This is a genomic window from Bacillus sp. TSO22 (genome assembly GCF_020223595.1).
Taxonomy (GTDB): Bacteria; Bacillota; Bacilli; order Bacillales; family Bacillaceae; genus Bacillus; species Bacillus inaquosorum.
In genome coordinates, this window is record NZ_JAHAWO010000004.1 from 568,293 (window position 1) to 582,676 (window position 14,384).

General features: G+C 44.3%; 17 protein-coding genes. 15 read left to right on the top strand and 2 right to left on the bottom strand.

All coding sequences use genetic code 11. The features are described from left to right. Positions 1-11 precede the first annotated feature (11 nt). The 8 genes from KHQ79_RS07830 (at position 12) to KHQ79_RS07865 (ending at position 6,761) form a co-directional block, all read left to right on the top strand. A complete protein-coding gene (locus KHQ79_RS07830) occupies positions 12-149 on the top strand; it encodes a YuzK family famiily protein (protein WP_003228600.1) in 138 nt (45 codons plus the stop codon). Positions 150-341: 192 nt separating this feature from the next. Next, positions 342-1,127, top strand: coding sequence for a Fe-S cluster assembly ATPase SufC (gene sufC / locus KHQ79_RS07835; protein WP_003151872.1), 786 nt, complete (start codon positions 342-344; stop codon positions 1,125-1,127). Positions 1,128-1,144: 17 nt separating this feature from the next. Next, positions 1,145-2,458, top strand: coding sequence for a Fe-S cluster assembly protein SufD (gene sufD, locus KHQ79_RS07840; protein WP_003240850.1), 1,314 nt, complete (start codon positions 1,145-1,147; stop codon positions 2,456-2,458). Then, a complete protein-coding gene (gene sufS, locus KHQ79_RS07845) occupies positions 2,458-3,678 on the top strand; it encodes a cysteine desulfurase SufS (RefSeq protein WP_003240852.1) in 1,221 nt (406 codons plus the stop codon). The genes sufD and sufS overlap by 1 nt, the downstream gene beginning before the upstream one ends. Next, positions 3,668-4,111, top strand: coding sequence for a Fe-S cluster assembly sulfur transfer protein SufU (sufU, locus tag KHQ79_RS07850; protein ID WP_003222809.1), 444 nt, complete (start codon positions 3,668-3,670; stop codon positions 4,109-4,111). The genes sufS and sufU overlap by 11 nt, the downstream gene beginning before the upstream one ends. 20 nt (positions 4,112-4,131) lie before the next feature. Beyond that, positions 4,132-5,529 carry a Fe-S cluster assembly protein SufB gene (gene sufB / locus KHQ79_RS07855; protein ID WP_003240854.1) on the top strand — a complete coding sequence of 466 codons (1,398 nt, stop codon included), beginning with the start codon at positions 4,132-4,134 and terminating at the stop codon, positions 5,527-5,529. A gap of 458 nt (positions 5,530-5,987) precedes the next feature. Then, positions 5,988-6,266: an ArsR/SmtB family transcription factor gene (locus tag KHQ79_RS07860; protein ID WP_060400058.1), complete on the top strand. Its 279-nt coding sequence runs from the start codon at positions 5,988-5,990 to the stop codon at positions 6,264-6,266. A 111-nt stretch (positions 6,267-6,377) separates the two neighbouring features. After that, positions 6,378-6,761: a VOC family protein gene (locus KHQ79_RS07865; protein WP_119914250.1), complete on the top strand. Its 384-nt coding sequence runs from the start codon at positions 6,378-6,380 to the stop codon at positions 6,759-6,761. Between the two features lie 183 nt (positions 6,762-6,944). On the opposite strand, the gene KHQ79_RS07870 is transcribed toward KHQ79_RS07865, so the two are convergent. Together KHQ79_RS07870 and KHQ79_RS07875 are read right to left on the bottom strand one after the other, a co-directional pair. Then, the gene (locus KHQ79_RS07870) at positions 6,945-7,217 is read right to left on the bottom strand and encodes a hypothetical protein (RefSeq protein ID WP_225514704.1); all 273 of its coding nucleotides are present in this window, start codon (positions 7,215-7,217) and stop codon (positions 6,945-6,947) included. Further along, on the bottom strand, positions 7,217-7,366 hold the full coding sequence (locus KHQ79_RS07875; RefSeq protein ID WP_003240873.1) for a hypothetical protein: 150 nt from the start codon (positions 7,364-7,366) through the stop codon (positions 7,217-7,219). Before KHQ79_RS07875 ends, KHQ79_RS07870 begins: the two co-directional genes overlap by 1 nt. Positions 7,367-7,524: 158 nt before the next feature. Between KHQ79_RS07875 and KHQ79_RS07880 the strand changes: the two genes are divergently transcribed. From KHQ79_RS07880 to frlD, 7 genes are all read left to right on the top strand, one after another. Then, on the top strand, positions 7,525-8,649 hold the full coding sequence (locus KHQ79_RS07880) for an NAD(P)/FAD-dependent oxidoreductase (RefSeq protein ID WP_225514706.1): 1,125 nt from the start codon (positions 7,525-7,527) through the stop codon (positions 8,647-8,649). A gap of 95 nt (positions 8,650-8,744) precedes the next feature. Beyond that, positions 8,745-9,119, top strand: coding sequence for a nucleotide excision repair endonuclease (locus KHQ79_RS07885; RefSeq protein WP_019259408.1), 375 nt, complete (start codon positions 8,745-8,747; stop codon positions 9,117-9,119). Positions 9,120-9,333: 214 nt separating this feature from the next. Beyond that, positions 9,334-10,320: a fructosamine deglycase FrlB gene (gene frlB, locus KHQ79_RS07890; protein ID WP_225514708.1), complete on the top strand. Its 987-nt coding sequence runs from the start codon at positions 9,334-9,336 to the stop codon at positions 10,318-10,320. 80 nt (positions 10,321-10,400) lie between these two features. Continuing rightward, complete coding sequence (locus KHQ79_RS07895; RefSeq protein ID WP_225514710.1) at positions 10,401-11,669, top strand: ABC transporter substrate-binding protein; 1,269 nt, start codon at positions 10,401-10,403, stop codon at positions 11,667-11,669. A 56-nt stretch (positions 11,670-11,725) separates the two neighbouring features. Continuing rightward, a complete protein-coding gene (locus KHQ79_RS07900; protein WP_003240882.1) occupies positions 11,726-12,604 on the top strand; it encodes a carbohydrate ABC transporter permease in 879 nt (292 codons plus the stop codon). A 3-nt stretch (positions 12,605-12,607) separates the two neighbouring features. Continuing rightward, the gene (locus KHQ79_RS07905; RefSeq protein ID WP_225514712.1) at positions 12,608-13,510 is read left to right on the top strand and encodes a carbohydrate ABC transporter permease; all 903 of its coding nucleotides are present in this window, start codon (positions 12,608-12,610) and stop codon (positions 13,508-13,510) included. A 12-nt stretch (positions 13,511-13,522) separates the two neighbouring features. Continuing rightward, a complete protein-coding gene (gene frlD, locus KHQ79_RS07910) occupies positions 13,523-14,377 on the top strand; it encodes a fructosamine kinase FrlD (RefSeq protein ID WP_225514714.1) in 855 nt (284 codons plus the stop codon). The last annotated feature ends 7 nt before the right edge of the window (positions 14,378-14,384 follow it).

Genomic DNA, 14,384 nt, shown 5'->3' on the forward strand with positions numbered 1-14,384 from the left:
ATACGTCAGAAATGGAAAAAGCGATGCAGCTGTCTCACGGAATTGGATACGAGGAATACGGACGCCGGCTGGAAACAAGAATGAAAGTAGAGCGGCAGAGAGAGCTTGATTATGAAAAAAGCAAGCGAATTTCCGCGGGAGCTTATTGAGAAAATCAATCTTTAAAAAAGGGTGGGAATCCACTCTTTTTCTTTTTCAATCGCTTTAATAAAGTGCCGATCTTTGTTAAACTTGAGGAATGTGCAAGACACGATAAAAAGTTGTATTTACTTTTCATTTGTTATAAAATTAGAATGAGAATAAATTGAGAATAATGATTATATATTTTTGGAGGTATAGATATGGCTGCTTCAACATTAACGATCAAAGATCTTCACGTTGAAATCGAAGGGAAAGAGATCTTAAAGGGTGTAAACCTTGAAATAAAAGGCGGAGAGTTCCACGCAGTAATGGGACCGAACGGAACTGGTAAATCCACTCTGTCAGCTGCTATTATGGGGCATCCTAAATATGAAGTAACAAAAGGAAGCATCACGCTTGACGGCAAAGATGTACTGGAGATGGAAGTGGACGAGCGTGCGCAGGCAGGTTTATTCCTTGCGATGCAGTACCCAAGTGAAATCAGCGGTGTGACAAATGCCGACTTCCTTCGTTCAGCAATCAATGCGCGCAGAGAAGAAGGCGATGAAATTTCTCTTATGAAATTTATCCGCAAAATGGACGAAAACATGGAGTTCCTTGAAATGGACCCTGAAATGGCTCAGCGTTACCTTAACGAAGGCTTCTCAGGCGGGGAGAAAAAACGCAACGAAATCCTTCAATTAATGATGATTGAACCGAAAATCGCCATCCTTGATGAAATCGACTCAGGTCTTGATATTGATGCTCTGAAAGTTGTATCTAAAGGGATCAACAAAATGCGCAGCGAAAACTTTGGCTGCCTGATGATCACTCACTATCAGCGCCTGTTAAACTACATCACTCCGGATGTTGTTCACGTTATGATGCAAGGCCGCGTTGTAAAATCCGGCGGTGCAGAACTTGCACAGCGTCTTGAAGCAGAAGGTTATGACTGGATCAAACAAGAACTTGGCATTGAAGACGAAACTGTAGGCCAAGAAGCGTAAGCGTTAGGGGGATTAATATGACACTAGGTACAAAACTATCCGTAGATCAGGAGTATCTCAAAAGCTTTTCCGAAAAGCATCAAGAACCTGCCTGGCTGAAAAACCTGCGCTTACAGGCTCTTGAACAAGCTGAGGATCTGCCGATGCCGAAGCCTGACAAAACAAAAATCACAAACTGGAACTTCACGAACTTCGCGAAGCATACAGTTGATAACGAACCGCTTTCTTCATTAGAAGATTTGACTGATGAAGTAAAAGCGCTGATTGATGTTGAAAACGAAGATAAAACATTATACGTACAGCGTGACCAGACGCCGGCATACCTTTCTCTTTCACAAGAATTGAAAGACAAAGGCGTCATCTTCACTGATATTCTGACTGCCGCACGCGAGCACAGCGACTTGGTGGAGAAATACTTTATGAAGGACGGCGTGAAGGTTGACGAGCATAAATTAACTGCGCTTCACGCAGCTCTTGTTAACGGAGGAGCATTCCTTTATGTTCCGAAAAATGTTCAGGTGGAGACGCCGGTTCAGGCTGTTTATGTCCACGAAAGCAACGATACAGCTCTATTCAACCACGTGCTGATTGTGGCTGAAGACCACAGCTCTGTAACATATGTTGAAAACTACATCAGCACTGTAAACCCTAAAGACGCTGTGTTCAATATTATCAGTGAGGTCATCACAGGTGATAATGCCAGCGTGACATACGGTGCGGTGGATACTCTGTCTAGCGGTGTGACAACATATGTTAACCGCCGAGGTGCTGCGCGCGGACGCGACAGCAAAATCGAGTGGGCTCTCGGCCTGATGAACGACGGCGACACGATTTCCGAAAACACAACAAACCTTTACGGTGACGGCACATACGGCGATACGAAAACGGTTGTTGTCGGAAGAGGAGAGCAAACAGAAAACTTTACAACACAAATCATTCATTTTGGTAAAGCTTCAGAAGGATATATCTTGAAGCACGGTGTGATGAAGGATTCCGCTTCTTCTATCTTTAACGGGATCGGCAAAATCGAACATGGCGCTTCTAAAGCGAATGCGGAGCAAGAATCACGTGTGCTGATGCTCAGCGAAAAAGCACGCGGAGACGCAAACCCTATTCTTTTAATTGACGAAGACGATGTAACTGCAGGGCATGCGGCATCTGTCGGCCGTGTGGACCCTATTCAGCTTTACTACCTGATGAGCCGCGGTATTGCGAAAGAAGAAGCAGAACGCTTAGTCATCTACGGATTCCTTGCACCGGTAGTAAATGAACTTCCGATTGAAGGCGTTAAGAAACAATTAGTTTCTGTTATCGAAAGGAAAGTGAAGTAATGAATATCACAGATATTCGTGAACAGTTCCCGATCCTTCATCAGCAAGTGAACGGACATGATCTCGTTTATCTCGACAGCGCGGCGACTTCCCAGAAGCCGCGTGCTGTCATTGAAACACTGGATAAGTATTATAACCAATACAATTCCAATGTTCACCGGGGCGTCCATACACTTGGAACCAGAGCGACAGACGGTTATGAAGGTGCGCGTGAAAAAGTCCGCAAGTTTATTAACGCGAAGTCAATGGCTGAGATTATTTTCACAAAAGGCACGACCACATCACTGAATATGGTGGCGTTAAGCTATGCGCGCGCCAACCTGAAACCGGGTGATGAAGTGGTCATCACCTATATGGAGCATCATGCGAATATCATTCCGTGGCAGCAGGCTGTAAAAGCGACTGGCGCCACATTAAAATATATTCCGCTGCAGGAAGACGGAACGATTTCTTTAGAAGACGTCAGAGAAACGGTCACAAGCAACACAAAAATTGTTGCAGTGTCTCATGTATCTAACGTCCTCGGCACGATCAACCCGATTAAAGAAATGGCGAAAATCGCTCATGACAATGGGGCTGTTATTGTGGTGGACGGTGCACAAAGCACGCCTCACATGAAAATTGACGTGCAGGATCTCGATTGCGACTTCTTTGCGCTTTCTTCCCATAAAATGTGCGGACCTACCGGTATTGGTGTGCTGTACGGAAAGAAAGCCCTGCTGGAAAACATGGAGCCTGCCGAATTCGGCGGTGAAATGATCGACTTTGTCGGGCTTTATGAATCAACTTGGAAAGAGCTTCCGTGGAAATTCGAAGCGGGTACGCCGATTATTGCAGGAGCAATCGGTCTCGGTGCCGCCATTGATTTTCTCGAAGAAATCGGTCTGGATGAGATTTCCCGCCACGAACACAAGCTTGCAGCTTATGCGCTTGAACGCTTCCGCCAGCTTGACGGCGTGACGGTTTACGGACCGGAAGAGCGTGCCGGGCTTGTTACATTTAACCTTGATGATGTTCATCCTCACGATGTGGCAACCGTGCTTGATGCGGAGGGAATCGCTGTCAGAGCCGGCCATCATTGCGCGCAGCCGCTGATGAAATGGCTGGATGTAACTGCTACTGCAAGAGCAAGCTTTTATCTGTATAATACAGAGGAAGAGATTGATAAGCTTGTGGAAGCTCTTCAAAAGACAAAGGAGTATTTTACAAATGTCTTTTAATGCAAATTTAGATACATTGTACAGACAGGTGATTATGGATCATTACAAAAACCCGCGCAACAAAGGGGTTTTGAATGACAGCATCGTCGTGGATATGAACAATCCGACATGCGGCGACCGAATCAGACTGACAATGAAGCTTGACGGAGACATCGTGGAAGATGCGAAATTTGAAGGGGAAGGCTGTTCCATTTCAATGGCATCCGCTTCGATGATGACTCAGGCGATTAAAGGGAAAGATATTGAAACAGCCCTTTCCATGTCTAAGATTTTCTCGGATATGATGCAAGGGAAAGAATATGATGATTCTATAGATCTCGGGGATATTGAAGCCCTTCAAGGCGTTTCAAAATTCCCGGCCCGTATCAAATGTGCAACCCTGTCATGGAAAGCACTTGAAAAAGGAGTCGCAAAAGAAGAAGGCGGCAATTAAAAGGATTGGAGTGAAAATGGATGGCTAAAAAAATGCCTGATATTGGTGAATACAAGTATGGTTTTCACGACAAGGACGTTTCCATTTTCCGTTCAGAGCGCGGATTGACAAAAGAAATCGTAGAAGAAATTTCTCGCATGAAAGAAGAGCCTCAATGGATGCTTGATTTCCGCTTGAAATCACTTGAGCATTTCTACAACATGCCGATGCCTCAATGGGGCGGAGATTTAAACTCACTGAACTTTGACGAAATTACGTACTACGTAAAACCGTCTGAGCGTTCAGAGCGTTCTTGGGATGAAGTTCCTGACGAAATTAAGCAAACATTCGACAAGCTCGGTATTCCAGAAGCTGAACAAAAATACCTTGCGGGTGTTTCTGCTCAGTACGAATCTGAGGTTGTATACCACAACATGAAAGAAGATCTTGAAGCGCAAGGCATCGTCTTTAAAGATACTGACAGCGCGCTGAAAGAAAATGAAGATATTTTCCGTGAGCACTGGGCAAAAGTGATCCCGCCGACTGATAACAAGTTTGCGGCGCTTAACTCAGCTGTTTGGTCAGGCGGATCTTTCATCTACGTTCCTAAAGGCGTGAAGGTTGAAACACCGCTTCAAGCTTACTTCCGTATCAACTCTGAAAACATGGGTCAGTTCGAGCGTACGCTGATCATCGTTGACGAAGAAGCAAGCGTTCATTATGTTGAAGGCTGTACTGCGCCTGTTTACACAACAAACTCACTTCACAGTGCGGTTGTTGAGATCATCGTGAAAAAAGGCGGCTACTGCCGTTATACAACGATCCAAAACTGGGCGAACAACGTTTACAACCTTGTAACGAAGCGTACGATCTGTGAAGAAAACGCAACAATGGAATGGATCGACGGCAACATCGGTTCTAAACTGACAATGAAATATCCGGCTTGTATCCTAAAAGGCGAAGGCGCGCGCGGTATGACGCTTTCTATCGCTCTTGCGGGTAAAGGCCAGCATCAGGATGCGGGTGCGAAAATGATTCACCTTGCACCAAACACATCATCCACAATCGTATCAAAATCGATTTCAAAACAAGGCGGAAAAGTAACGTACCGCGGAATCGTCCACTTCGGACGCAAAGCGGAAGGCGCCCGTTCTAACATCGAGTGCGATACGCTCATTATGGATAACAAATCAACGTCAGACACAATTCCTTACAATGAAATCTTAAATGATAACATTTCATTGGAGCACGAAGCGAAAGTGTCTAAAGTATCTGAAGAGCAACTCTTCTACTTGATGAGCCGCGGTATTTCCGAAGAAGAAGCAACTGAAATGATCGTAATGGGCTTCATCGAGCCATTCACAAAAGAGCTTCCAATGGAATACGCAGTTGAAATGAACCGTTTAATCAAGTTCGAGATGGAAGGTTCTATTGGTTAATGATGAAAACGCCTTGGTTTATCAAGGGTTTAAGGGATTATTATAAATTTTAAAATTGTCGGCGTGCCGATTTTTATGTAGGAGGCGAACTTTTGAAGTTCGCCTCCTTTTATTTTTTTAGTGATATCAAAATAAGTATCCGCTGTTGTTTAGATGGTTTTATGTCCTATTCGATTAGATACATATTTCAGACTTGCGCCAGGTTCACGCAGTTTTTGCTTTTTCTTTTTTGTCAAAAGCCTGTTCTTGTTGTGATAATGACCACATTATGCCGTCACTTTTGTCCTTTTTAATAATTTCAATCGGGGCAATATTCCTGCTTGCACAAGTAATCTTTTCTATAAGGTTCAAACTACTATTATGTGACTTTAACGGCTACATGATTCAGTTCCTATATCACGCAACCATACAGTTGCTTATTCTTGACATGCAACCATATAGTTGCTTATACTCAATATATGAATTGGGACAAAGACACTATATTCAAAGCACTCGGCGATTCGACTCGGCGGCTTATATTAGACGAACTATCCGAACGCAACGAGCTGACGTTGTATGAACTTACGATACGTCTCATTACGAAGCACGGCCTTTCCATTACGCGGCAGGCGATAGCTAAACATCTTTCTGTACTGGAAGATGCAGGGCTTGTAAAGTCAAAACGAAAGGGAAAATATCGAGTACTTATATTCAACAACGAACCACTTAAAAATTTGCTGAAAGGATGGATAGAGTAACTTTATAAAATCGGAAAAGGATGTCTGACAAATGTGCGGGTTGTTTTGCTGGCAGCCAGACTGTTAGCACAGTACCGTGCGTCATAAATAATCAAAGGAGGCAAAAACAGTATGAAAATCATTGTTACCAGTTTATTCGTACAAGATCAAGACAAGGCACTGGAGTTTTATACAGAAAAACTGGGGTTTGTAAAAAAGGAGGACGTTCCCATGGGGAAATTCAGGTGGATAACGCTTGTTTCTCAAGATGATCAAGACGGAACCGAGCTTTTACTTGAACCGAATGAACATCCTGCCGCCAAGGAGTATCAAAAGAAGATATTCTCCGAAGGCTTCCCAGCAACAATGTTTGGCGTTGCAGATATTCAAAAAGAGTACAAACGATTAATGGAAAAAGGCGTGAACTTTACTATGGAACCGACAAAAATGGGCCAAGTCACAATAGCTGTCTTCGACGATACATGCGGTAATCTTATTCAAATTGTACAGAAGTAACCAATGCATGAATTAACCATATTTCTGTTTATTGGTGAAATCTAATCAAAAATTATAGCTGTATTATTAACGATTAATTAAGGTTCATTCGGTTAATTCTTTCATAAAAAAGGACGTGGCTGGTTTTCAGTCGCGTCCTTTTTGTATGCAGGAGAAAAACCGCTGGCCGGGGGCCGCGGTTTCTTACTCTTCGATCTCCTGATTGATGATTTGTTTTACAGATGTATTGCTGTTATGCTCCCTGTTCATCTCTTGTAAACGAGTATAGGCCATGTCGAATTCCTCTTTTGACATCTGCTTTGCGGCTAATGCTGAGCATAAAATGGCAAAGGCGATCGGCATTGTATCAATGTGGATATCGATATGGACCTCTGAGTTGCCGCTGTTTTCGATCATAGATCCATTGCTAGGCATATCTTGAGTATGTCTGTTGATAGGAATGATATTTTCTTTCATTACTCTTCTCCGTCTTGAGACTGTGCCTGTGCCTGATCCTGATCTGTATTCACGTTGACTACGACTTTTGCATTGCCGCTGTTTTCAACTTTAGCAACTGATACATTGCGCTTTTGGTTTTCTTCATTTTCATGACGATTTTCGCTCATGGTATCATCCTTTCTCTATTGATAGTGACAGGATATTCGATAGGAGAGTGAAGAGATTGGACGAACTTCGCGGTTTTTCCACATTAGGGCAAAAGGTCGAAGGAAAGCACTCTATTTGGTAAAATGAATAGACATTATAATAGAAAAGGTGTTTGCATATGAAATCTTACATCATCGTCGGTGGCGGCATACTAGGTGCGTCGACGGCTTATCATCTCGCAAAATCAGGAGCTCGAGTTACTGTCATTGATCGGAACGAACCTGGACAAGCGACTGATGCGGCGGCGGGGATCGTCTGTCCTTGGCTCTCTCAGCGCCGCAATCAGGATTGGTATCAGCTTGCTAAGGGCGGGGCGCGATACTATGCGGATTTAATCAATCAGTTGGAAGAGGACGGAGAAACGGATACAGGATATAAACGTGTCGGTGCGATCAGCATTCATACTGATCCGTCAAAGCTCGATAAGATGGAGGAAAGGGCATATAAGAGACGGGAGGATGCGCCAGAAATCGGCGACATTACCCGCTTGTCTGCAAGTGAAACGAAAAAGCTGTTGCCGATTTTAGCTGATGGTTATGAATCGGTTCATATCAGCGGTGCCGCCCGGGTGAATGGAAGAGCGCTGTGCCGGTCACTTGTAAGCGCGGCAAAAAAGCGAGGCGCATTGATGGTGAAAGGAAATGCGTCCCTGCTTTTTGAAAACGGCACGGTTACCGGCGTGCAAACAGATACACAGCAGTTTGCGGCCGATACAGTGATTGTGACGGCGGGGGCATGGGCCAATGAGGTCATGAAGCCTCTTGGCATTCATTTTCAAGTGTCCTTTCAGAAAGCGCAGATTATGCATTTTGAAATGACAGAAACGGATACAGGATCTTGGCCGGTTGTGATGCCGCCGAACGATCAGTACATTCTTTCGTTTGATAACGGCAGAATTGTAGCTGGCGCCACGCACGAAAACGATGCCGGACTTGATGATCTGCGTGTGACGGCCGGAGGCCAGCACGAAGTATTGAGCAAAGCGCTAGCAGCGGCTCCGGGACTTGCTGATGCCGCTGCCATTGAAACAAGAGTGGGCTTCAGGCCGTTTACACCTGGGTTTCTCCCGGTTGTGGGCGCTGTACCGGACGTTCAAGGCCTTTTTGCCGCTAACGGTTTAGGCGCCTCGGGATTAACGATGGGGCCATTCTTGGGGTCAGAGCTCGCAAAGCTAGTTCTCGGAAAGCAGACAGAAATAGATCTTAGCCCTTATGATCCAGCCGGAGCGTTGCATAATAAGTAAAAGCATAACAAACAAATATAATAAAGCTGTTCTGGCTTTTCTTTTCTGTCTGTGTTAGCATTTATCTTTAATGAAAAAGAGGACGTGAACTAATTTTGATAAAAATTGATATACCCGCACCGAATGTCACCATCACTGAACGACAGCAGTCAGCTAATGATAACGAGCCGAAAATAAAGGCGATTCACGGATTCATTGACTTTCACCAGATACCAAGGGATAAAGGCGGCATCTTCATGTTTTACAACATTCATGACGAGCTGCTGTTTGTCGGTAAAGCTAGAAAGTTAAGACAGAGAATTAAGAAGCATTTTGAAGACACTGTCTCACCGATCAAACATCACAGAGACGAAGTATATAAAATTGAAGTATGTGTAGTCGATGACCCAATGGAAAGAGACATTTACGAAACATATATCATCAATACACAGCACTCGAAGTACAATATAGACAAGGCATTTTTTAAATAAGACGTCAGTCTGCGGATTGAATAACGAAGCCAGAACTTATGTTAAGTTCTGGCTTTTGATTTGGGCACTTTCCGTATGTAGACCCTTTGTCTATCGTCTAAGTGGATTATTGAGAAATTTCAGAAAATAATATTGACAATCCTAGCTGTGGACTTTAATATAACAATATATAATGTTATATAACGTTATATAATAAAAATGAGGAGTGAAGGATTTGAGTCAAGCCACAGCAAAAGTTAATCGTGAGGTTCAAGCTTTCTTGCAGGATTTGAAAGGGAAAACCATTGACCATGTATTCTTTGTCGCATGCGGAGGCTCTTCGGCCATTATGTATCCGAGTAAGTATGTGTTTGACAGGGAGTCAAAATCAATGAACTCCGACCTTTACAGCTCTAACGAATTTATTCAGCGCAACCCTGTTCAGCTTGGTGAAAAATCTCTTGTTATTTTGTGCTCGCATTCGGGAAATACCCCGGAAACAGTCAAAGCTGCTGCGTTTGCGAGGGGCAAAGGCGCACTTACGATTGCGATGACGTATAAACCGGAGTCTCCTTTAGCACAGGAAGCGCAATATGTTGCCCAGTACGATTGGGGTGATGAGGCGCTTGCAATGAATACGAACTATGGCGTTCTGTATCAAATCGTTTTCGGCGCCCTGCAAGTATTAGAAAACAATACGAAATTTGAAAAAGCAATTGAAGGTTTAGATCAATTGCAGGCTGTGTATGATGAAGCCCTTAAGCAGGAAGCTGACAATGCACAGCAGTTTGCAAAAGCTCATGAAAAAGAAAGCATTATTTATACAATGGCAAGCGGTGCAAACTACGGTGTCGCTTACTCCTACAGCATCTGCATTCTCATGGAAATGCAATGGATTCATTCCCACGCCATTCATGCCGGAGAATATTTTCACGGACCGTTTGAGATTATTGATGAATCCGTGCCGTTTATCATCCTGCTCGGTTTAGATGAAACTAGACCTCTTGAAGAGCGGGCGCTTACCTTCTCGAAAAAGTATGGCAAAAAGCTCACTGTGCTTGATGCTGCATCTTACGATTTCACTGCGATTGACGATTCAGTTAAAGGCTACCTTGCTCCGCTCGTTCTCAACCGTGTGCTGAGAAGCTATGCGGACGAGCTGGCAGAGGCGAGAAATCATCCTTTATCTCATAGAAGATACATGTGGAAAGTTGAGTATTGATCTGAAAATGAGGAACCATTATGCATTAGACTATAATGTTATATAACATTATAGTCTAATGTCCAGAGGAGGCCAACCCTTTGAAGAAAATGTTGTTGTTCTTGATCATTGCAGCTGTCAGTATGCTCACCATTGCGGGCTGTTCAAGCCAAAACAGTTCAGCGGACGGAAAGGTGACATTGAAATTTTTCCACAGATGGCCAAAGGAGCCGGAAAAAAGTTATTTTGAAGAGGTTGTAAAAGAATTTGAAAAAGAGCATCCGGATATCGACATTCAAATTGAAGCCGTTTTGAATGACTCCTATAAAGACAAAATTAAGGTTATGCTGGGAACCACCAGTCCTCCTGACATTTACTTCTCTTGGAGTGACGAGTTTGCGTTTAAATTCATCAGAGGCAATAAGGCACTTGATCTCTCGTCCTACTACAAAAATGATACAGATTGGTCATCACAGATCGTTCAATCACAAATTACACCATTTACTTATGAAAGCAAGCAATATGGCGTGCCGTGGCAAATGGACGCTAAATCATTCTTCTATAATAAAGACATTTTTCAAAAGCTGAACCTTGATCCCCCGAAGACATGGGATGAATTAATCGATGTGTCAAAGAAGCTCAAAGAAAATGGCTACACACCGATCAGCTTCGGAACAAAGGCGACTTGGACAATCTCGCACTATATCGGCACGCTCAATCAGCGGATGGTCGATGAAAAAACACGACAAAAGGATTATAACGCCAAAACGGGTGAATTTACTGATGAAGGCTATGTGAAAGCACTTGAAAAGCTTCAGGAGCTGATGCCTTACTTCAATAAACATGTAAACTCCGTCGACCACGAGTATGTGAGACAGCAATTTAAGAGCGGAAAGTCGGCGATGATATATGCGGAAACAGCGGAAATCAAGCTGGTTGAACCGGTGAATCTGGGGATGTTCCCATTTCCTGAAATCAGCGGGCAAAAAGGTTCTTCAGAGGCATTAACGGGAGCGCCGGAAGGGTTCATGATCTCCTCGAAAACAAAACATCCGAAGGAAGCGATGGAATTTTTGCAGTTTCTGACGTCGAAAAAAATGGGTGAAAAGCTCGTCAAAGATGTCGGGAAATACAGTGCAGTGCAAGGAACGGCTACTGAAGAAAATTCTACAGCCATTCAGCGTGAAGCGGTTCAGCAAATTGTTGATGCCAAATCAATGGTTCCATGGTTTGATATGGATGTTGATGTTGAAATCGCAGACGCGTACCTAACGGGCGTCCAGCAAATGCTTGGCGGCGACATGACACCGGAGCAGGTGATGAAAGCCGTTCAAAAAGCAGCGAAGCAAGTGAGGGCGTCAGCTGAATAAATCAAAGAAAAGGTGAGCTTTGCACCTTTTCTTTTTATAAAGGAGATGAGATATCCTTGGTCAATCAGAATAAAATAATCCCCTATTTGTTTTTGGTGCCCGCTCTCGTTTTTTTACTTTTCGTTTATATCCCGATTTTTGAGAATGTCTTCCTCAGCCTATTTCAATGGAGCTCTTTTTCTCCGGAAAAAACGTTTATCGGCTTAAAAAACTATGTTGAATTATTTCATGATCCTGTCTTCTATCAGGCACTTACCAATAATGTGCTTTACGCAGTGATCTCTATTGTATGCCAGGTATTTGGCGGGTTGATTTTGGCGGCGGTGCTTGAGGATAAGCTGGTCAGAAAATGGTCGCCGTTTTTTCGCACCGTTTTCTTTTTGCCGGTTGTCATCTCCATGACGGTAATCGCGCTTTTGTTTGATTTTATTTACAACCCTGAGACGGGGCTTTTGAATCAGCTGCTACAGGCAATCGGTCTTGATCAGCTGACGAGGGCTTGGCTCGGTGATGACAGCACGGCTATGCTATCTGTCATTTTTGTGTCTCAATGGCAATCTGTCGGTTATATTGCGATGCTGTACATTGTGTCAATTCAAAAAATACCGGATGAACTGTATGAAGCGGCCCGGCTTGACGGTGCGGGGAAAATTCAGCAGTTTTTTCATATTACCGTTCCCCAGACGAAAGAGATGTCTTTTGTTGCGGTGGTCATGACGCTGACCGGCGCCTTTACGGTATTTAATGAACCGTACATATTGACAGGCGGCGGGCCGGGAAACGCTTCAGAAGTCTTAAGCACGTTTTTATATAAAAGCGCCTTTACAAAGGATATGATGGGCTATGCGTCAGCGATTGCCACCGTTGTGTTAATCATTACGCTCGCATTGTCGCTCATGCAAATGAAGTTCTTTAAAACCGGAAAGGAGGACTAACAGATGCTGCCTCAGAAGAAGACAGATTCGTTCAGATTGGAGCCAGTGCCTGACCGGCACATTGAGAAGAAAAGAAAACCGAGACGAAAATGGTACATCGGAGAAACGTCTGTGTGGGTTTTTCTGTTTCTTTATCTTATTGCGATCGCCTATCCGCTGTTATGGATGGTCATGAGCGCCTTTAAAAGCTCGGACGATATCTTTGAGCACAGCTGGTCGCTGCCGTCTTCGTGGCATCCGGAAAACTTTGTGTCCGCCTGGAATCAGGGGATTTCTTCTTATTTTATGAACAGCGTTATCGTCACGGCGCTGACGTGTGTGATCACTGTCTTTATCAGTGCATGGGCGGCGTACGGCCTTTCCCGGTTTGAGTTTAAGGGAAAAGGATTCTTTTTGGTGCTTTGTCTTGGCGGTTTGATGCTGACGCCGCAGGTCAGTCTTGTGCCGCTGTATTCTATTATTCAGTCGCTGGGCCTTTACAATACGTATTGGGCGTTAATCTTGCCGTATGCGGCTTACCGGATTCCATTCACCATCATTTTGATCCGCTCTTATTTTCTTTCTATTTCCAAAGAATTGGAGGAGGCGGCTTATTTAGATGGGTGTACGAGTTTCGGGGTATTTTTCAGAATTTTCTTACCAATGAGTGTGCCGATTTTGGTGACATCCGGCATTTTAACGGCTTACCATACGTGGAATGAGTTCATGTTTGCGATTATTTTCATAGATGATGAGAATTTGCGGACCATTCCAGCCGGGCTGATGCAGTTCAGAGACGCACTGCAGACAGATTGGGGCGTCCTGCTGGCGGGATTAACGATTTCAGCTGCGCCGATTATTATTCTATTTTTATTTATGCAGAAATATTTTGTCCGCGGGATTGCGAGCGGAAGTGTAAAAGGATAAGGAGGAAGCATAATGAAATTGATTGCGGTTGGAGATAACGTTGTAGATTACTATCAGGATCAAGAAACGTTCTACCCGGGAGGAAATGCCTTAAACGTCGCGGTGCTTGCCAAACGGCTCGGGCATGAGGCTTCCTATATCGGAATCGTCGGCAATGACGAAGCAGCGGCACATCTTTTGAACGTACTGAAATTGGAGAAGGTCAATGCGGATTATATCCGCCAGGCGCACGGAGAAAACGGGATGGCGATTGTCACCCTTGATGAGCAGGGGGACCGTATTTTTGTCAGATCAAATAAAGGCGGCATTCAGTCCCGGCTCCGTCTGGTGTTCCAGGAGAAAGATCTAGCCTTTATCAGCGGGCATGATCTGTTGCATACCAGTGTGTACAGCCGACTTGAGAACGATCTTCCGCAGCTGTGCGGACTGATCCCGGTTTCTTTTGATTTTTCAACCAATCGGGAGGATGATTATTTGAGGAAGGTCTGTCCTTATGTGACGTATGCGTTTTTTTCAGGAAGCGATCTGAGTGAGTCGGAGTGCGGTGAGCTTGCGAAAACAGCTCATGGGTATGGAGCCAAATTCGTTTGTCTGACCCGCGGGGGGCAAGGAGCAATCCTGTCTGCGGGAGACCGAATCTATCATCAGCCGATTGTGGAAACTGATATAATAGATACACTTGGAGCCGGAGATTCATTTATAGCAGGCTTTTTGACAGCCTTTTGCGAGAAGCAGGACATAACGCGCGCTTTGCGCCAAGCGGCCGAAACGGCTGCGAAAACATGCGGCGTGTATGGGGCTTTTGGCTACGGCCATCCTTTTCGCTTGGAGGACGGGGGAAGCAGTGAAAAAACGAGAATACTATAAGCAGTGT